Annotated in this window: 20 protein-coding genes; 5 read left to right on the top strand and 15 right to left on the bottom strand. The window is 37.3% G+C overall.

What is annotated here, in order from left to right; translation table 11 throughout:
• Positions 1–265: 265 nt before the first annotated feature.
• Positions 266–1,552 (bottom strand): fumarylacetoacetase, encoded by a 1,287-nt coding sequence (fahA, locus tag FBR08_RS00570; protein WP_158960546.1) that lies wholly within the window; start codon positions 1,550–1,552, stop codon positions 266–268.
• 112 nt (positions 1,553–1,664) lie between these two features.
• Between fahA and glyA the strand changes: the two genes are divergently transcribed.
• Positions 1,665–2,939: a serine hydroxymethyltransferase gene (glyA, locus tag FBR08_RS00565; protein ID WP_158960543.1), complete on the top strand. Its 1,275-nt coding sequence runs from the start codon at positions 1,665–1,667 to the stop codon at positions 2,937–2,939.
• A 95-nt stretch (positions 2,940–3,034) separates the two neighbouring features.
• Here glyA and FBR08_RS00560 read toward each other — a convergent pair whose 3' ends face one another.
• From FBR08_RS00560 to FBR08_RS00520, 9 genes are all read right to left on the bottom strand, one after another.
• The gene (locus FBR08_RS00560; protein ID WP_158960540.1) at positions 3,035–3,223 is read right to left on the bottom strand and encodes a hypothetical protein; all 189 of its coding nucleotides are present in this window, start codon (positions 3,221–3,223) and stop codon (positions 3,035–3,037) included.
• A gap of 3 nt (positions 3,224–3,226) precedes the next feature.
• A complete protein-coding gene (locus tag FBR08_RS00555; RefSeq protein WP_158960537.1) occupies positions 3,227–3,967 on the bottom strand; it encodes an acyl-[acyl-carrier-protein] thioesterase in 741 nt (246 codons plus the stop codon).
• Between the two features lie 6 nt (positions 3,968–3,973).
• Positions 3,974–4,894 carry a tRNA (adenosine(37)-N6)-dimethylallyltransferase MiaA gene (gene miaA, locus FBR08_RS00550; protein WP_158960534.1) on the bottom strand — a complete coding sequence of 307 codons (921 nt, stop codon included), beginning with the start codon at positions 4,892–4,894 and terminating at the stop codon, positions 3,974–3,976.
• A complete protein-coding gene (locus FBR08_RS00545; protein WP_158960531.1) occupies positions 4,878–5,732 on the bottom strand; it encodes an ion transporter in 855 nt (284 codons plus the stop codon). The genes miaA and FBR08_RS00545 overlap by 17 nt, the downstream gene beginning before the upstream one ends.
• Before the next feature lie 11 nt (positions 5,733–5,743).
• Positions 5,744–7,093: an exonuclease domain-containing protein gene (locus tag FBR08_RS00540; protein ID WP_158960528.1), complete on the bottom strand. Its 1,350-nt coding sequence runs from the start codon at positions 7,091–7,093 to the stop codon at positions 5,744–5,746.
• Between the two features lie 7 nt (positions 7,094–7,100).
• Positions 7,101–7,784 carry a YggS family pyridoxal phosphate-dependent enzyme gene (locus FBR08_RS00535; RefSeq protein WP_158964111.1) on the bottom strand — a complete coding sequence of 228 codons (684 nt, stop codon included), beginning with the start codon at positions 7,782–7,784 and terminating at the stop codon, positions 7,101–7,103.
• A gap of 12 nt (positions 7,785–7,796) precedes the next feature.
• Entirely contained in the window at positions 7,797–9,014 is a 1,218-nt protein-coding gene (locus FBR08_RS00530; protein ID WP_158960525.1) for a DUF1015 domain-containing protein, read from the bottom strand.
• Between the two features lie 86 nt (positions 9,015–9,100).
• Positions 9,101–9,988: a 3-hydroxyacyl-CoA dehydrogenase family protein gene (locus FBR08_RS00525; protein WP_158960522.1), complete on the bottom strand. Its 888-nt coding sequence runs from the start codon at positions 9,986–9,988 to the stop codon at positions 9,101–9,103.
• Positions 9,989–10,021: 33 nt separating this feature from the next.
• Positions 10,022–10,987, bottom strand: coding sequence for a Gfo/Idh/MocA family protein (locus FBR08_RS00520; protein WP_158960519.1), 966 nt, complete (start codon positions 10,985–10,987; stop codon positions 10,022–10,024).
• Positions 10,988–11,133: 146 nt separating this feature from the next.
• Here FBR08_RS00520 and FBR08_RS00515 point away from each other — a divergent pair, with 146 nt between their 5' ends.
• Positions 11,134–11,775: a protein-L-isoaspartate(D-aspartate) O-methyltransferase gene (locus FBR08_RS00515; protein ID WP_158964109.1), complete on the top strand. Its 642-nt coding sequence runs from the start codon at positions 11,134–11,136 to the stop codon at positions 11,773–11,775.
• A gap of 76 nt (positions 11,776–11,851) precedes the next feature.
• Here FBR08_RS00515 and FBR08_RS00510 read toward each other — a convergent pair whose 3' ends face one another.
• Positions 11,852–12,286: a hypothetical protein gene (locus FBR08_RS00510; RefSeq protein ID WP_158960516.1), complete on the bottom strand. Its 435-nt coding sequence runs from the start codon at positions 12,284–12,286 to the stop codon at positions 11,852–11,854.
• A gap of 125 nt (positions 12,287–12,411) precedes the next feature.
• Here FBR08_RS00510 and FBR08_RS00505 point away from each other — a divergent pair, with 125 nt between their 5' ends.
• Complete coding sequence (locus FBR08_RS00505; protein ID WP_199268615.1) at positions 12,412–12,603, top strand: hypothetical protein; 192 nt, start codon at positions 12,412–12,414, stop codon at positions 12,601–12,603.
• A gap of 330 nt (positions 12,604–12,933) precedes the next feature.
• On the opposite strand, the gene FBR08_RS00500 is transcribed toward FBR08_RS00505, so the two are convergent.
• The 4 genes from FBR08_RS00500 to FBR08_RS00485 all read right to left on the bottom strand — a co-directional run bounded on the left by FBR08_RS00500 (position 12,934) and on the right by FBR08_RS00485 (position 16,375).
• Positions 12,934–14,199 (bottom strand): outer membrane protein assembly factor BamB family protein, encoded by a 1,266-nt coding sequence (locus FBR08_RS00500; protein WP_158960513.1) that lies wholly within the window; start codon positions 14,197–14,199, stop codon positions 12,934–12,936.
• A gap of 76 nt (positions 14,200–14,275) precedes the next feature.
• Positions 14,276–14,728 (bottom strand): SsrA-binding protein SmpB, encoded by a 453-nt coding sequence (smpB, locus tag FBR08_RS00495; RefSeq protein ID WP_158960510.1) that lies wholly within the window; start codon positions 14,726–14,728, stop codon positions 14,276–14,278.
• 138 nt (positions 14,729–14,866) lie between these two features.
• Complete coding sequence (locus tag FBR08_RS00490) at positions 14,867–15,442, bottom strand: porin family protein (protein WP_158960507.1); 576 nt, start codon at positions 15,440–15,442, stop codon at positions 14,867–14,869.
• Positions 15,443–15,574: 132 nt separating this feature from the next.
• Positions 15,575–16,375, bottom strand: a complete 801-nt coding sequence (locus tag FBR08_RS00485) for an AraC family transcriptional regulator (RefSeq protein WP_158960504.1) — start codon at positions 16,373–16,375, stop codon at positions 15,575–15,577.
• A 69-nt stretch (positions 16,376–16,444) separates the two neighbouring features.
• On the opposite strand from FBR08_RS00485, the gene FBR08_RS00480 reads away from it, so the two are divergent.
• Together FBR08_RS00480 and FBR08_RS00475 are read left to right on the top strand one after the other, a co-directional pair.
• The gene (locus FBR08_RS00480) at positions 16,445–17,593 is read left to right on the top strand and encodes an Atu1372/SO_1960 family protein (RefSeq protein ID WP_158960501.1); all 1,149 of its coding nucleotides are present in this window, start codon (positions 16,445–16,447) and stop codon (positions 17,591–17,593) included.
• Between the two features lie 593 nt (positions 17,594–18,186).
• On the top strand, positions 18,187–18,624 hold the full coding sequence (locus tag FBR08_RS00475) for an RrF2 family transcriptional regulator (RefSeq protein ID WP_158960498.1): 438 nt from the start codon (positions 18,187–18,189) through the stop codon (positions 18,622–18,624).
• The last annotated feature ends 23 nt before the right edge of the window (positions 18,625–18,647 follow it).

The following is an 18,647-nucleotide window of genomic DNA, read 5'->3' as shown; positions in this document are numbered from 1 at the left end:
TACAAAAAAGACCTGATTTATGGAAGCAGATTGACGGGTTTTACAAAAGAGTTTTTTTATAAGTGAGATTGCTTTTTTGTTTGTTGTTTGTTGTGGGAAGGCGATGAGGAGAGGAGATTTGCTTTTTCGCTTTTTCGTAAGTTGCTTTTTCGATAGATTATCGATTAAAGAATATGTATTCTTAAATCAGAAAATTTAACCGTTAACTGTCAACCGTCAACGGTTAACTAAAAAAGGATTTCTCGCTAGAGAAATCCTTTTTTACTTATTTCATTGTTGCTGTATCCGGTAGTAGCATACTTCTTACTTCTCCGAAGCCGATGCGAATGTCGTCGTTTTGACAATATCCTTTCATGGTAATCGTATCGTAATCTTCGATGAAGGTACGTGTAGTGCCCTCTTCTAAGGTTAATGGATTTGTCCCCGCCCACGTTAGTTCTAATAAAGAACCAAAGCTATTTGGGGTTGGACCCGAGATTGTTCCCGATCCCATTAAATCTCCCGCGTTTATTTTACAACCATTGATGGTGTGATGGGCCAATTGTTGACTCATTGTCCAGTATAAATACTTGAAGTTGGATTCGCAAATCAAGGTATCTTTTCCGTTTTCTGGTTGTAGGTATACTTCTAAGTTGATATCAAAGGTTTTATCTCCTGTTTGTTGTAAATACGGTAGAGGTGTAGGGTCTTGTTTAGGACTAGCCACTCTAAAAGGCTCTAGTGCATCTAGGGTAATCACCCAAGGAGAGATAGACGTAGCGAAGTTTTTAGATAGGAAGGGACCTAGTGGAACATATTCCCATGTTTGAATATCGCGAGCACTCCAGTCGTTTAATAAAACCATACCAAAGATGTGATCTTCTGCTTCATCAACGGGAATACTCTCACCAAATAGGTTGGCATCCGTTGTAATAAAGGCAGTCTCTAATTCAAAGTCAATGCGCTTTGAAGGTCCAAATACGGGTTGAGATTCTCCTTTTGGCAAGGTTTGCCCCATGGGGCGCTTGACGTTGATGCCAGATGGAATAACCGTCGAACTTCTACCGTGATAGCCGACCGGAATGTGAAGCCAATTGGGCAATAAAGCATTGGCCGGATCTCGGAACATTTTACCCACGTTAGTAGCGTGTTCTTTACTCGAGTAAAAATCGGTATAATCACCAATATAGACCGGTAATTGCATTTCTACTTCCTCTATTTTAAAGATAACCGCTTCTCGGTGTTTAGCGTTGTTTTGTAAGGTTGGATCTGCTTTGTCGAAAATATCAGCGATTCTATTTCGAACTGCACGCCATGTTTTCTTTCCGCTAGAGATAAAATCATTGAGATTATCCTGTAAAAAGACATCATCCGTCAATTCGATTCCCTTTAAATACCCTAACATTTGTAAAGCACTTAAATCGATGGCATAATCGCCAATACGAGTTCCAATTGTTACAATATCATCTTTCGTAATAAAAACCCCAAAAGGAATATTTTGGATAGGGAAGTCCGATTGTGTTTGAACTTCTAACCAGGATTCTCTTTTCGGATCATTTGCCGTAATCATCATATTTATTGCTTAATTAATTGAATGAATAGTTTAATCAAATATATAATTATAGGGCAAATTAACAAACGAATTTTGTACATTTGAGGTCAATTTAACGAAATATACAATTCAGATGAGAAGAGATACAGAAATTTTCGACTTAATCGTAGAAGAAGGGGATAGACAAGTACACGGTCTTGAGCTAATTGCCTCTGAAAACTTTGTAAGTGAACAAACGATGGAAGCAGCCGGATCTTGTTTAACGAATAAATACGCAGAAGGTTATCCAAACAAGCGCTACTATGGAGGATGTGAAGTAGTAGACGTAGTAGAGCAAATTGCTATTGACCGCGCAAAAGCTCTTTTTGGTGCTGAATACGTGAATGTTCAACCTCACTCTGGATCACAAGCGAATACAGCTGTTTTGTCTGCTTGTTTAAAACCAGGTGATAAAATCTTAGGATTTGATTTATCGCATGGTGGACACTTAACCCATGGATCACCAGTGAACTTCTCTGGAAAATTGTACAATCCAGTATTTTACGGAGTAGAGCAAGAAACAGGATTATTAAATTACGATAAAATCGCAGAAATAGCGAAAAAAGAAATGCCACAGTTAATTATTGCTGGTGCTTCTGCTTATTCTCGTGATATGGACTTCAAACGCTTTAGAGAAATTGCGGATAGCGTAGGAGCTTTATTGATGGCTGACATTGCTCACCCAGCGGGATTAATCGCTAAAGGATTGATGAATGACCCAGTGCCTCATTGTCATATCATTACGACAACGACACACAAAACATTGCGTGGACCACGTGGAGGAATGATCATGATTGGAAAAGATTTCCCTAACCCTTTCGGTTTAACAACACCAAAAGGAGAAGTACGCATGATGTCTGCTTTGTTGGATAGCGCTGTATTCCCTGGAAACCAAGGGGGACCATTGATGCACATCATCGCTGCTAAAGCAGTAGCTTTTGGTGAAGCATTAACGGATGAGTTCTTTACTTATATGTTACAAGTACAGAAAAATGCAAAAGCAATGGCAGATGCATTCGTGAAAAGAGGATATAACATCATCTCGGGAGGAACAGATAACCACATGATGCTGATCGACTTGAGAAACAAAAATATTTCAGGAAAAGACGCAGAACAAGCGTTAGTAAAAGCTGAAATTACAGTAAATAAAAACATGGTGCCATTTGATGACAAATCGCCATTCGTAACTTCAGGTATTCGCATTGGAACACCCGCAATTACTACTAGAGGATTGAAAGAAGCAGATATGGAAACAATCGTTGCTTTAATCGATAGAGTAATTATGGATCACACCAACGAAGACGTAATCGAAGAAGTAGCAGATCAAGTAAACGAAATGATGGCGGAACGCCCGATGTTTGTTTGGTAAACAGTAATCAGTTAACAGTAATCAGTTAACAGTTAACGGAAGATTTTCTGAATAAGATAATTACATCAAGGATAAAAAAAAGGATAAACTAAAGTTTATCCTTTTTTTGTTATCGGTTGTTTGTTGTTTGTTGTTTGTTGTTTGTTGATTGTTGTTTGTTGATTGTTGTTTGTTGTTGGTTGATTGTTGTTGGTTGATTGTTGTTGGTTGATTGTTGTTGGTTGATTGTTGTTTGTTGATTGTTGTTGGTTGATTGTTGACGTTCGTTGATCTTTACAATACACAATCTATTCCACTTCCATCAAGCAGTAGAAATGAACCACATTCTCTACACAAATTTGGTAGTGTAGTTGTTGATTTTCTTGTAAGAATTGAACCTCACAGGTGTCATTGATACGGGTTTCTTTTAAGAAATGCATGTCAATTACTTGTATTTTATCCACAGCTTGTTGGCAGGCAAAGGCAGCATCAATACACCATTCAAGGTATTTGATATTCGTTACGTGTTTCACCATATCCAAATCCGAGAGCTTCACGCGGAGTTGGTCAATTGTATGATAGGCACCTTTGTGTAGTTTCGCAAACGCTGCTTGAGTTACTTTTTTATCTGTGTATTTAATAAAGTGTTCGTGTGGTAGTGCAATGAGCTCAGGTCTACGGCGTTCTGTATTGATGATTACCCATAGAGAAGAAGCAATTGCAATGAGTTGCTCCCCAAGGTAAACTTCGAAATTTCGGATAGAGCGTACACCATCCAAGCGTTCAATCCAAGTGCTAATGGTAATCTTATCCTGCCATTTTGGAAGTTCTGCTTTTTTTTCGATTCGAAATTTACTGAGTACCCACGCTTGGTTGTGTTCTTTTAAATCCCAAAAACTAATTCCGCCAAGTACCGAGTGATCTGCCGAAACGCTTTGAATGAGTTTACATAAATCCACCCATTTCAGATGTCCAGAAGGAGAGCATGCAAAGAAGTCAATTTCATAGGACTGTTGGTGAATAGAGGTGAATTGGTCAGAAATGGGCATAATTGATTAGTTTAGTTGCTGGGTAATATCGGTAATAATGCGTTCTGGATCGGTTTGATACCCATACCAAGTAGCATTTGGTGTTCGTTTGAACCAAGTAATTTGTCTCTTGGCAAAACGACGCGTATTCTTTTTAATTTCTTCTACAGCTTCTTCGAGTGTTCCATTGCCATTTAAATAATGGAAGAGCTCGCGATAGCCTACTGTTTGTAAGGCATTTAATGTTTGATGGGGAATCAAGGCCTTCACTTCTTCTACTAGGCCCGCTTCCAGCATAAGGTCTACGCGTTTGTTGATGCGCTCGTACATAATCTCACGGGGTGCTTCTAATCCAATAACGATAGGAACAAAGTTGCGCTTGACCTTTTTCTTTGCTAAAAAACTAGAATAGGGTTGTCCTGTGCCGATCGATACCTCCAACGCGCGAGTGACACGTTGAGGGTTGTCTAGCGCCACTTTTTTATAGTGTACCGGGTCTAGTTCTCTTAATTTCTCTTGAAGGTAAGGCAAGCCTTTTTCTTCTAACGCTTGGTTGAGTTCTTCGCGTATGCGAGGATCAATATCCGGAAACTCATCCAATCCTTCTAAGATGGCATTGACGTATAAACCGGATCCACCAACCATCACTTGAACCTTATTTTGTTGAAATAAGCGGTCTAAATGCGCCATGGCATCGCGTTCAAAATCCCCAACCGAATAGGAATCCTCAATACTGATATGTTGAATAAAGTGATGTGGCACTGCTGCTAGTTCCTCTTTGGAAGGCACTGCAGTACCCAGCGTCATTTCTTTAAAGAACTGACGGCTATCACAGGATAGAATTTCACATTGAAAATGTTGAGCTAATTGAATAGCTAGAGCCGTTTTTCCGATGGCGGTTGGGCCAATAACGACGAGTAAATAATGGGTATTATCGGGTAAAGACATCTCCTAATTTTTGGCCGCAATTATAACAATAATTTGCGTCATCATCATAAATTGTTGTTGTACAAGAAGAACACGTTCTTCTTCGTCTAGCGTCAATGCTCTTATTGCGCTTTAAACTGGTAAATTCAGCGGTTACAATTCCAGTCGGAACGGCAATAATACCGTATCCCATAATCATAATAAACGAAGCAATCATCTGTCCGATAGTCGTCTGGGGTGCAATATCTCCATATCCCACTGTGGTTAGGGTTACAATACACCAATAGATACTTCTCGGAATACTCGTAAAACCATTGTCTTTTCCTTCAATTACATACATTAAAGCGCCTAATAAAATAGAAACCACGACAATAAAGTAGATAAAAACAATGATTTTTGTTCGACTGGCTTTGATGGCGAGTTTTAAGTTTGACTCTTGTCCAATATAAGGGACGAGATTTAAAATACCAAATAAGCGCAGTAAACGCAGGGCTCGAACGACAGATAAAACACCTAAATCCGAAACGAAGAACGACAAATACATCGGCATAATCGAGATTAAATCGACAATACCATAAAAGCTAAAAATATACTTTAGCGGTTGTTTGTTGCAGATAATCCGCAAGATGTATTCAATCGTAAAGAAAATAGTAATCACCCATTCTAATACTTTCAATAGGGTGTGATGCTTCATGTCGTAGCTTTCAATCGACTCCAACATAACCAAAATCACACTCAATAGAATCACGGCTAGTAAAACTAAATCGAATAGTTTACCCGCAAAAGTATTAGAACCATAGATGATGATATAAATCTTCTGTTTCAGAATATCCCACTTATTTTTTAGTCTGCGTCTCAACGTATATACTTTTAATAATGGATTAATTTATAACCAGCTTTCTTATTCAAATAATTGAGTATAATATTTCTGTTGTTGCGGTGAAAAGTAATAGGCGTAAGGTTTGCTGCAATTCTAGCAGGGTCGTTGATTTGATAATTCAAATCGTAAAAACAATAGCCTAATAATTTACCGCTTTCTATGACAACGGCACTTCTTTCGTTGATAGTACGTCCTTTATCGAGAATCAATACATTGCCTTCATCTAGGTCGTAATTTTGTAATAGATTAAGTAATAGTGTATTATATTCTTTGAAAGCAATATCAAATGTAGTACAAAAAGTTTCTTCTGTAACTTTTTTTGATTTTTTTTCATGGAGTACTTCTACATAAAAAGGAGGTTCAAAATCCGCTGTAATTTTATCTACGAATTTTCTTCCCTCTGCCAAAGAGGTAAAAGCCATGTGATTTTTCTTGCGGCCATCGGTTTTTTCTAAACTAAAATAAAAATACCCTTGTAGGTTTGTTTTAATATAGAGGGAGTAGGGGAAGATTCCCTTTTTGGTCACCCTGTTGTATTTAGGCTTATTTAAAAGAACCTCTTCTGCTTCTTTTAAAATAGCAATTAATTCAGTTCCCGTTTTCTCAAAAGTAACCGTATAGGTTTCCTTTTGTACCTTTTTGAATAGCACCGAATTATTGGTAAAGTGCTGCATGATTTTCTTCTTGATGTTGCGACTTTTACCAATGTAAATAATCACGCCTTCTTCGTTGTGAATATAATAAATACCCACAGAAGTAGGGAGGTTATCTGTAATGTCAAAAAACTTGGGATTAAGTCCTGTTTTAATATCAGACTTAATCATACTTGTTAGAATTGTTTTTTCGGTGTCTTTGGATAAGAGTAATTGAAAGAGTTTTAGGGTTGCGAGTGCATCACCATAAGCACGGTGTCGATCAGCCAAGGGAATGCCCAAGTTACGCACTAATTTTCCCAAGCTATACGACGGCATTTCAGGTAATAGTTTTTGAGCGAGCTCAACCGTACACAGGGTGTCTTTTTTAAAATCATAGCCCAAACGACTAAACTCATTGCGCAATACGCGATAATCAAAAGCAGCGTTATGAGCAACAAGTACACAATCTTCTGTCATTTCGATAATGCGTTTAGCTAATTCGTGAAATTTAGGTGCTAGGCGTAGCATAGCGCTATTGATCCCCGTTAGTTTGACAACGAAGGGTTGTATTTCTTTTTCGGGATTTACTAAGCTAATGAGTTGGTCAACGATTTGATGACCATCAAATTTATAAATGGCAATCTCGGTTATCCCTTCTTCATTAAACTGACCACCTGTGGTCTCTATATCTAAAACTGCGTACAATACTATACTATTTGTTTAATTCGTAATTGCGTTCTCCAAAAATTGTACTTCCTATTCTAATCATTGTACTTCCGCATCCAATGGCAATTTGATAGTCATTACTCATTCCCATGGATAAGGTATCACAAGCTACATTAGGCAAGTGATTATAGGTTTGTACCTTTTCAAAAATAAGTTGTAAGGTAGAAAATTCTTGTTTAATTTGATCTTGATTTTCTGTGAATGTAGCCATTCCCATTAAACCTTGGATCTTAATGTTGTTTAGGGCTTTGAATTCCGCACTGTCCAAAAGCTCGAATAGTTCTTCTTCACTTAGGCCAAACTTTGTTTCTTCATCGGCAATAAACAGTTGTAATAAACAAGGAATAACGCGGTTATTGCGCTTGGCTTGTTTATCAATTTCCGTCAACAAGCGCAAGCTGTCAACCGCGTGAATTAGAGCGACGAACGGCGCCATATCCTTCACTTTGTTGCGTTGTACATGTCCAATCATATGCCAGGCTATATCTTTCGGTAGCGCGTCATATTTGTGCGTCATTTCTTGTATTTTATTCTCACCGAAAACTCTTTGTCCTGCTTCATATGCTTCTAAAATAGCCGTATTGGGCTTGGTTTTAGAAACAGCTACTAGCTGAACCTGTTCCGGTAAATCAGCTTTAATTCGTTTTAGATTCTCAGCAATCCTTGACATCATATTCTGTATTTAAATTTCGTAGGTTAATAGGCCATTCATAAATTTAGGTTCTATGTAGGTGCTCTTTGGCGGCATAATCAAATCATGGTCCGCTACTAATTTAATCTCCTGTACATTGGTTGGATATAACATAAAACCAACCTCATATTCTCCATCATCCACTAATTCTTTAATGGCTACGATGGATTCATTCCCAGGAACGTAATCAATTCGAGCATCATTTCTCAAATCATCTAACCCTAAGATAGGGTTTAAAACAGCATCGTATAAGATTTGTGCATCCAGTTGCATTAAAATATCGTCTGTTTTTATTTTATCCTTGAGTTTAAGGGAGTAAAAATCCCCATCCAAGTACATGCCAAATTCCATCTTTTTGGAGGGTTTCCACAATTGTTGTTGCTTGTTTTTTACGTTGAATTTCTCACTTAATAAAGCTAAAAACTCCTCTTTTGTATGGTTGTTTAAATCGTGGATAATGCGATTAAACTCGTAAATTTTAATGTTGTTCTCTGCAATTAAAAAGGTCATAACCGTATTGCTGTGTGAATGCGGTTCAAATCCATTTTCTCTTTTGAGTAGAGCGGCTGACGCAAAGCGATGGTGTCCGTCTGCAATGTACATTTCTGGAATGTTGTCAAATTCTTGACAAATCCAATCAATACAGGCTTGATCATCGACTTTCCAAATGGTATGTCGCTCTTTGGTCACTGTTGTAAAATCGTAAATTGGTCGATTTTCTTTGTATTGGGCAATCCAAGTATTAATGTTTTCTCTATCGGGGTACATCATCAATACCGGTTCTGTATTAAATCGACTGTGATAGAGGTATTCTTTGAAGAGATTAACGCGATATTCTAGCGTGTCTTCGTGTCTTTTGATAATGTTATTTTCATAGTCTTCGATACAAGTTCCTGCAACAATACCTGTAAATTTCCAGCTTTTAGTTTCTATTTGATAGAGGTACAAAACGGGTTTATCTTCCTTTGTTAAGATTCCTTCCCTTTTAAAATCGTTAAATTTAGCAGCTACCATTTTAAAGCGCTTGTCACTGGTAACCTTTTGAGGGTTGACATAAGCGGGGTTTAAAACGTGTAGAAATGAAAAGGGATTGTAATCTAAAAGATAGGCTAATTCCACGGCATTGTAATCTTCGAAAGATCGACAAGTGACCAGATTAGCTTTATCTCGTGTAGGGCGTATGCCCTGAAAAGGAATTATTTTTGCCATTCTTTGCTATAGGGTATCAAAAATAAGACAATCGACAATGGATATCGATTGTCTTGGTATGATTGTTTGTTTTGTTTTTCTTTGAATTAAGCAAACATTTTTGCTACTTTCTCTGCTTTTTTGCTTGCTGAATAATCGTAAAATCCTTCGCCTGATTTTACGCCTAATTTACCAGCCATTACCATATTTACCAATAAGGGACATGGGGCATATTTAGGATTTTTGAAACCGTCATACATCACGTTTAAGATAGACAAACAAACATCTAAACCGATGAAGTCAGCCAATTGTAAAGGACCCATTGGATGAGCCATTCCCAATTTCATTACCGTGTCAATTTCTTCAACACCAGCAACACCATTGTATAGCGTTTCAATTGCTTCATTAATCATGGGCATTAAGATGCGGTTTGCTACGAAACCAGGATAATCGTTTACTTCTGTAGGAACTTTATCCAATTTTAATGACAATTCCATGATGGCTTTCGTTACTTCATCTGTTGTATTGTATCCTCTGATGATTTCCACTAATTTCATGATGGGCACTGGGTTCATAAAGTGCATGCCAATTACGCGTTCTGGATTTTTTACTACGGAAGCAATTTGCGTAATAGAAATTGAAGATGTGTTTGAGGCTAAAATAACGTCCTCGCTACAAACAGCACTTAATTCTCTGAAGATGTTTAATTTTAAATTTACATTTTCAGTAGCTGCTTCGATAACTAAGTCAGCGTTTACAACACCGTCCTTAATTTCGGTATACGTAATAATATTTTCGATGGTTGCTTTTTTGTCCGCTTCTGTAATAGAACCTTTCGCAACCATTCGGTCTAAATTTTTGCTAATCGTATTCATCCCTCTTTCAATCGCTTGTTCAGAGATATCGATTAAAAGTACTTTAAAGCCTTTTTGAGCGAAAGTATGAGCAATTCCATTCCCCATTGTTCCTGCGCCAATTACAGCAATATTTTTCATAAGATAGTTTATATTAACGAGTTAATGTTTGTTTTAGTTTTTAAATGCATCAATGATTTGGTAGGCCAAGCGCAAGGCTTTTGTACCATCTTCTAACGTTACGATTGGTCTTGTGTTGTTTACAATGGCATCGTGAAACGTTTCCAGTTCATCTAAGATAGCATTATTTGGTAAAACTGTTGGATTGTCATAGTAAATTTGTTTGTTCAATCCTTCGGCATTTTGTAAAATAAGATCAAAATCTCCAGGTGTTTCAGGAGCGTCTTTCATTTTTACCACCTCACAAGTTTTTTCTAAATAGTCCACAGAGATATAGGCATCGCGTTGGAAAAAGCGTGATTTGCGCATGTTTTTCATCGAGATTCTACTTGCTGTAACGTTGGCAACACATCCGTTTTCAAATTCAATACGCGCGTTGGCGATGTCTGGTGATTCGCTTAAGACAGATACCCCACTAGCACTAACGTGCTTCACAGGGGAATGTACCACACTTAGGATGGCGTCTAAATCGTGAATCATTAAATCCAAAACAACAGGAACATCGGTACCTCTAGGATTGAATTCCGCCAAACGATGGGTTTCAATAAACATCGGGTTTTCAATTTTTGAACGAACCGCAACGAAGGCTGGATTAAAACGCTCCACATGTCCCACTTGCCCCAATACGTTGTATTGCTTAGCTAAGTCGATAATCGCTTCTGCTTCTTCAACGGTAGTAGTAATGGGTTTTTCTAAAAAAACGTGTTTTCCCGCTTCAATGGCTTTTTTTGCACAGTCAAAATGGGAGAGTGTAGGAGTCACAATATCGATGACATCAACTGCTTGAATCAATTCGTCAATGCTATCAAATTTGGTGTAACCAAACTCTTGTGCTACTTTGTTTGCATTTTCTGCAAAAGGGTCATAAAAACCTACTAATTCGTATTTTTCTGATTGGTTCAGCAAACGCAAGTGAATTTTTCCTAAATGCCCAGCTCCCAATACGCCAATTTTAAGCATAAAAAATTATTTTGAACAAAAATAAAACTTATTTATGGAATGGGTAAAATTTCGGCTTTAAATCTTTTACATTACTTCTTTGTCTCCAGGTTAAAAGGTGTTTTTTATGAAAATATTGGTTACTTTTGTCTAAATTATTAATTATAGTGAAGGATTCTACGAAGCATCAGGGATTGCGCAATCAGTTGGTTGAAGCATTGAAGGAAAAAGGCATTGAAAATCAGGCCGTACTTCAAGCAATTAGACGTATTCCTAGACATTTATTTATAGATTCGAGTTTCGAAAATTTTGCCTATCAAAATACGGCTTTCCCCATTGGAGCGGGACAAACGATATCACATCCGTATACGGTTGCTTTTCAATCGCAATTACTGCAAGTAAAACCGGAAGACAAAATATTGGAAATTGGAACGGGTAGTGGATACCAAACGGCTGTTTTGGTTGCCATGGGAGCGCGTGTTTACAGCATTGAACGCCAGTTGGAATTGTATAAGAAAACGTCTTTACTATTGCCGAAATTAGGTATTCGAGCCAAGCTCTTGACCTTTGGAGATGGCTATAAAGGGTTGCCTAATTACGCCCCATTTGATTCGATTATTGTAACTGCAGGTGCGCCTTTTATTCCCCAGGCATTGATGGGACAACTAAAGATAGGAGGACGGCTGATTATTCCCGTTGGAGAAGAACAACAAACCATGATAGAGCTTATTCGCTTAAATGAAACTCAATTCGAAAAACACGAACACGGCGATTTTCGATTTGTACCGATGTTAGAAAATAAAAATTAAAATATAAACCAGTAAAAAAGCATCCCGAGGGATGCTTTTTGTTTGGAAAAAAGGGACTTGTTTAGTTGTTGTTTATTTAAATTGAAAGCGTATTATAATTCTTTTCCTTTAATTGAAACATATACTTGTGTGCATTTGGCGTACCAATGAAATAGCGCGGTAAATCTTTTAGTTGTACACCGTAAACCTGAAGAGCAAATTCACATACGACTAATTTTATCCCAACTTTGTTTGCTGCGTCTAAGGTTGAGCGCAATTCTTTGTCATTCAATTCTTGTACCATTTGTCCCATGATGACAATTTCAAAAGCAACCGCTGGATTGTCTTTCTTCATTTCTGAAGCCGTCATAATAGAAGCGCGTAAATTCTTAGTTGATTGAACTAAAATGGCATATTTATCTCCCGTTGTTGTTTGTAAAACAGATTCGTTTACAGCATGCGTAAGGTTTGTCGCATTGACCAAGGTTGTGGTTCCTACTAGCACGGCAAATGCCCATAGCATTTTTTTCATAATGATCGATTTAAGTATTAATGTAAAGCAAAACTAGGTGTTGTAAGTTAAACCTACAGTAACAATTGTTACCGAGTACAAAAATAATTAACCCTATTTTTGAGGGTAATCTAAAGTAAATGAACATGAACCTGAAAAAAATCACGACGTATTTTAAACCCTGGACACCGATGCGCTATATTCGATTGGGACTCGCTCTTTTGTTGCTTTTTCAAACAATCGATTCACGCGTTTGGGTATTGGGAATCCCCGCAGCCTATCTGTTGATTCAAGCCGTTTTTAATTTTGGGTGTAAGAATGATTCTTGTGTTAGGTGAGGCTGTTTGTTAGGTGAAGTTGTGAGGTTTGCTCTTTGTGAAGTTGTAAATGCTCTACAACGTACAAATCGTAACGTAGTGAAAATCGTAACGTAGTGAAAATCGTAACGTAGTGAAGATTCATCGAACACTAAAACAAATATAAAATAGGTGAGATATATTCATCGAATACGAAAATAAAATCGAAGCGTAGATTCATCGAATACCAATATAAAATATTAACCTAATGAGATAAACCTCACAAAAAAACCAACCCCTACAAAGGATTGGTTTTGCTTATCATGAGTGTTTTCTGCAACAAACAACCATCAACCATCAACCATCAACAAACTATCGTACCAACAGAATATAATTTTCACTCGGATCGGATTGGATAGATCCTCGGATATACACTAATTCTTCTTTACTCGTTTTGAGGTTGAGTTTAATTAACCCCACTTCACAATAGAAGAAAGCGGTGTTTTCATCTTGTATTTGAATATTGGAAATCGGATCATGCTGCAAGTCGATTTCCTTTTCTATTTTTCCATTTTTGGGATTGACAACAAAGAAGGTGCTCTTATTGTTGTAGGCATATAGCTTGTTGTTGAACTCTTCCAATTGTTTAAGTTCAAAGCGAGATTCACTGTGTTCTTTTCGTGGCACTTCCGTTTGCCAGATTGTTTCTCCCGTTTCGGGGTTCAATGCATAGAAATTATGCGAAGTAGCGATATATAATTGCTTGTTTGTATAAATCATCTTATGTCCAACGGATCCTTCGGATAGTTCTTTTTCCCATAGGATATCTAGTTTTTCAGGGTCTAAGGCAAAGAGATCTCTAGATAAATCAGCGATAAAAACACGCTTTCCATCCGTTACTGCTCTAGAATACATGCCCGTTTTAAACCCGCGGATGTATAAAGCCTGTCCTGTTTCTGCATCAAAACTGTAGACATAAGGCGCATTCGGAACAAATAGTTTACCACTGCTATACAAAACAGGCATGTGGTTGTAGGGATATTCCAATTGATAGTTCCAAATGTGGCGTCCTGTTTTCTTATTTAAGGCATAGATATTTTTGTTTTCGTGTTGGGTAACCAAGTATAGTTTATCGTCGTGAATTACAGGAATTTGATTGATGAACATTTTGTTAAGTGCACCATTTTTCAAACCAATTTTTACCTCCCAAAATTTCTCGCCTGTTTTGTGATTTAAAGCGTATAATTCGCCATTGTGAAAAGGAACGTATAACACACCCTCTTCCAACGTCATTTTGTTTCGCGCGTAGGTTACAGTAGAATCGCTCGCTGCAAAGGTCCAATTGACCTGTTTTGTTTCCAGGTTGAAAGATTTTAACGTTCCGTCATAATCATAAAGGATAATAGCCTTTTTATCCAAGGGTACTTTTTCATATTCGCGATAGTGATCGTTGAGCACGAAGTCATATTCCGTGCCAATCTGATTGTTGGAGTACTGATTGGTTTGACTATGAGGAGCCATCATCGGTGCAACAGGCTCTCCATCTCCAGTTTTAGGGTAGTTGTCTGATTCTCTGTTTTGTCCCATCGCCACAGCAGTTAGCAAAACAGCTAGAGCGCATAGTAGATTCTTTTTCATTTTTTAAGTTGTAATTTTCGGTTGTAGTTATAAAAAAAGCATCCAAGGAGGATGCTTCTAGGAGTAAATTACAGCCTTAGTGCGCTTTCTTTAAGCGATCTAAGGCTATTTTATTGTCTCGATCTTTTATTGTTTCTCGTTTGTCGTAGTTTTTCTTTCCTTTACACAAGGCGATATCTATTTTAGCCAATCCTTTTTCATTGATGAATAAACGCAGAGGGATAATAGTTAACCCTTTGTTCTGAACACTTTTGTGTAAGCTCTTCAATTCTTTTTTATTCAACAACAATTTGCGTTCTGTTTTGGCTTTATGGTTGAAGTGACTACTATTAGCATATTCTTCAATGTGTGAGTTAATCACAAAAAGCTCTAGATTCTGAAATTCACAGAAACTCTCTGCGATACTAGCTTTACCTAATCGCAACGATTTAATTTCTGTACCCGTAAGTACAATTCCAGCGGTATATTTATCTAAGATTTCGAATTCGAACTTAGCTCTTTTATTTAGAATGTTGATGTTCTTTTGCATAGCACAAAAATAATAAAAATTTAAAGGAAAACTAGCTTTGAACTTTTAAACTGTTTACAAGCTGTTCTGAAATAAATAAGACAACAAAAAAGGCTATTACAAAAAGTAATAGCCTCAATGTATATAAGGGAAGTGGGATTATAGAAATTTATATCCAACTGCAATGAACCACGTATTCGGTTTTGAAGAGAAGTTTTTACTTACGTTATTTAATCCTCCATCATAAGAAACATCAAACGTGAATTTTAAAACATCTACACCAGCACCTACGCGGTATCCAATGTTTGATTTGTCAAATTCATTAAAAGCATTGTCAACCGAACCTTTTGATAAGTCGTTTAAAACAACCGTGTATACACCACCACCAAAAACTCTTACGTTGTACAACGGGCTTTTAAGTAATTTGTATCCATATACTACGGGAACTTCGATGTTTTTCATTTTTGTCTTATCACTGCTAAGCTCAGATTCAAACTTAATGTTCTTTTCAGAATACATTAAATCTGCCTGAATATACGAACGATTTAAGTTGATACGCGCCATTGCACCTACACCAAAACCAGAAGCCGTTTTGCTGCTGAATTCTTTTGGATTACTCGAAAAGTTTGTGAAGTTAGCGCCTGCTTTAATCCCTACATTAATAGGTGATTGAGCATAAGTATTAAAAGCAAATGACGTTAGTAAAATGCTAAAAAGTAGGCCTAATTTTTTCATATACTGTTTTTTAATTTAAGGGCTAAATTAAGTAAAAAGAATGGGTATGCGTATATAAAGTTAAAAAAAATATAAAAAAATTCGCAAATAGTCGAGAGCGCATAAAAAAAAGTGAGGCATTGAAAGTTGGAATTACTTCGTCTTTTTGATCTTCTTTTTCATAATATTGTGATAGGATGATGTAAAGGCAGTGAGGCTATTATAGCCTACAAGATGTGCAATTTCACTTAAGGTGTATCGTTGGGTGTCATGAAGTTCGATGCTTTTTAGTATGCGAATGAGCTGGGTGTATTTCTGTATGTTTATTCCCGTTTCGCGCTTAAAAAGGCGCTGCAAACTTCGTGTAGATAGTTGAGCAATAGCAGCTAAATCATCAGTTTTAAAGTTGAGGTGAACATGCGTATGGATATAATCACATACGGTTAATAAACGAGGATTGGAAGGAACAGGGATGTGTAAGTTTTCATTTTCTAGGCAGAACTCAGGTAAATTTCGCACAATCGCCTGAATAAAAAGAACCTGTTCTGGTTTTTCGTCCATTACTTGATTCCATTTATTTGCATATAAAAGCATTTCTTTTAATACAGGTGGAGCTGGAAAAACGTGTACTTGTTGAAAGAAATCATCCTGAGGGACTTGTTTAAAAAGCGCCACGCGCAAGTGAACTGTTTGTGATTCCGAACTAATGCGGTGTTCGGTATGAGAAGGAATCCAAATTACGTGATGTTGAGGAACCAAGTACGTTTTGTTGTTTAAGTGAAAGTATTGATATCCCTGTTCTACATAGGTCAATTGATAACGCTGATGTGAATGGGTGTAATGGTCGTGTTTCCAGTCTTGTACATACCAGAAATAGGCATCAATAGACAAATCATCAAAAAATTCCCCTTGGCTTTTTTCAAGTAACCCACATTTAGGTGTGTCGTTTTGCATCTAATTTTTGGCAAAGTTAATAAAAAAAGCAAACGTACTTTTGCCTACAACAAAACTTAAATTATAAAGATGAAACAATTATCCCGTTTATTTTTGGTCTTACTTGTGTTGGGGAGTACCAAAAATATAGCACAAGAAACAAATACATCCATTTTAGTATTGATTGATTCGGATCAAGGCGGAACGTATACTTTAGCGAAAGAAATGGCTCAAGGCATAGAGCGCTGGCCAGGTGCAAAGGCAACCATCAAAAAAGTAAAAGAGAATAATCACGCAAGTTTGCAATCCATTCCTGTTGTACAAGTAGAGGAGTTGCAAAATTACGATGGAATAGCCTTTGGCTCTCCCGTTTACTTTGGCAATATCAGTACGGGAATGAGTGCTTTTTTTGCACAAACAATTGACCTATGGACAACACGTGCCTTGGAAGAAATGCCTGCAACTGTTTTTATGTCGGGGGGAAGTGGTGCTGCAAATGAATTGGCCTTACAGTCTTTTTGGAATACCTTGGCGGTTCATGGAATGGTATTAGTTCCCAATGGAATTCAAGGGTTCGATGCGATTGATAAAACTAAAACCACAGGAAATTCTGTATTGGGAGTTACAAGTCCCATGTCTATTAATAAAGGAGATCGTCCTACTGCAGATGAACGAAAGTTAGCTCAGAATCAAGGGGAGAAATTAGCTCGCGTAGCGACTGCTTTGCGAGGCAATAAAAAAGCAAAACCCGCAGTTAAGACGGTTGATAATCACGTAGAGGTAGATGTTAATCAACGCTTAAAGGATAAAAACATAGTGCTACCTAGTTTGCCAAAACCCGTTGGAAATTACGAATTATACGTGCAAACAGGGAATTTGGTATTCATTAATCAAGTAGCCTTAAAAGACGGGAAGATATTTAATCCAGGTAAATTAGGCGTTGATGTCAACGAAGAACAGGTCAAAGAAGCTACTAAAGCAACGATGCTCAATGTATTGGCTATTTTACAAGACGCAGTAGGAGGAGATTTAAACAAAGTGAAACGCTGTGTACAATTAATCGGAGCTTTTAATACTACTGATACGTATACACAACACGCAGTTTTGATGAATCCCGCTTCCGATTTAGTGGTGGAAGTATTGGGTGAGAAGGGAAAACACACCCGAAATACTGGGGGAGCTAGCTCTTTGCCTTTGGGATCTAGTGTTTCTATTCAGGCGGTGTTTGAGGTGGAATAGCTTTTTTGGAGAGAAGAGAGAAGAGAGAGGAAAAGAGTGAATTTTCGATGAAGAGAAGTGCCTTCTTTTGAAAAACTTCCGCTCTGAGCTGGTATAGAAAGAAGAAAGAAGAGAGAAGAAAGAAGAAATCGTAACGTAGTGAAAATCGTAACGTAGTGAAGATTCATCGAACACTAAAACAAATATAAAATAGGTGAGATAAAGAAGAAAAGAGTGAATTTTCGATGAAGAGAAGTGCCTTCTTTTGAAAAACTTTCGCTCTGAGCTGGTATAGAGAGAAGAGAGAAGAAAGGAGAGAGAAGAAAGGAGAGAGAAGAAAGGAGAGAGAAGAGAGAAGAGAAATCGTAACGTAGTGAAAATCGTAACGTAGTGAAGATTCATCGAACACTAAAACAAATATAAAATAGGTGAGATAAAGAAGAAAAGAGTGGATTTTCGATGAATAGAAGTGCCTTCTTTTAATCGAAAACTTCCGCTCTGAGCTTATAAAGAGAGGAGCGGATACCTGTTATATCCAATTGATGCTACAATAAATAGAATGCGAAGGAATTGTCATACCTTTGTGTAATTATAAATAGACTAGAAAAGAAGCTATGGGTATTTTTTCAAAAACTTGTGAATACGCGTTAAGAGCTGTTTTGTACATAGCCAAGCGAAGTGAGCAAGGCTATAAATCAGGAATAAAAGAGATTGCACAAGAAATTAATTCTCCCGAACACTTTTTAGCAAAAATTCTCCAAAAACTAAGTCGAGAAGGCCTTATTCAATCCGCTAAAGGACCCAATGGCGGTTTTTATCTTGAGGTGGAAGACTTTCATCGACCGTTAGCTGAAATAGTGGAGGCAATTGAAGGAAAAGAACTTTTTGTGGGCTGTGCCATGGGCTTGAGCTATTGCTCAGAAACAAATCCATGTCCGTTGCATCACGATTTTAAGCAAATTAGAGATAATTTGGCCCAGGTGCTGAAAACTACGACCATTGGTCAATTCAACCTAGGTTTGATCGAAGGACAATTCACCCTAAATAAATAAAACAAAATAAACATAAAATAAGT

Source organism: Myroides fluvii, from assembly GCF_009792295.1.
In the GTDB taxonomy this organism is placed as follows: domain Bacteria; phylum Bacteroidota; class Bacteroidia; order Flavobacteriales; family Flavobacteriaceae; genus Flavobacterium; species Flavobacterium fluvii_A.
This window is presented reverse-complemented; position numbering and strand designations above follow the sequence as displayed.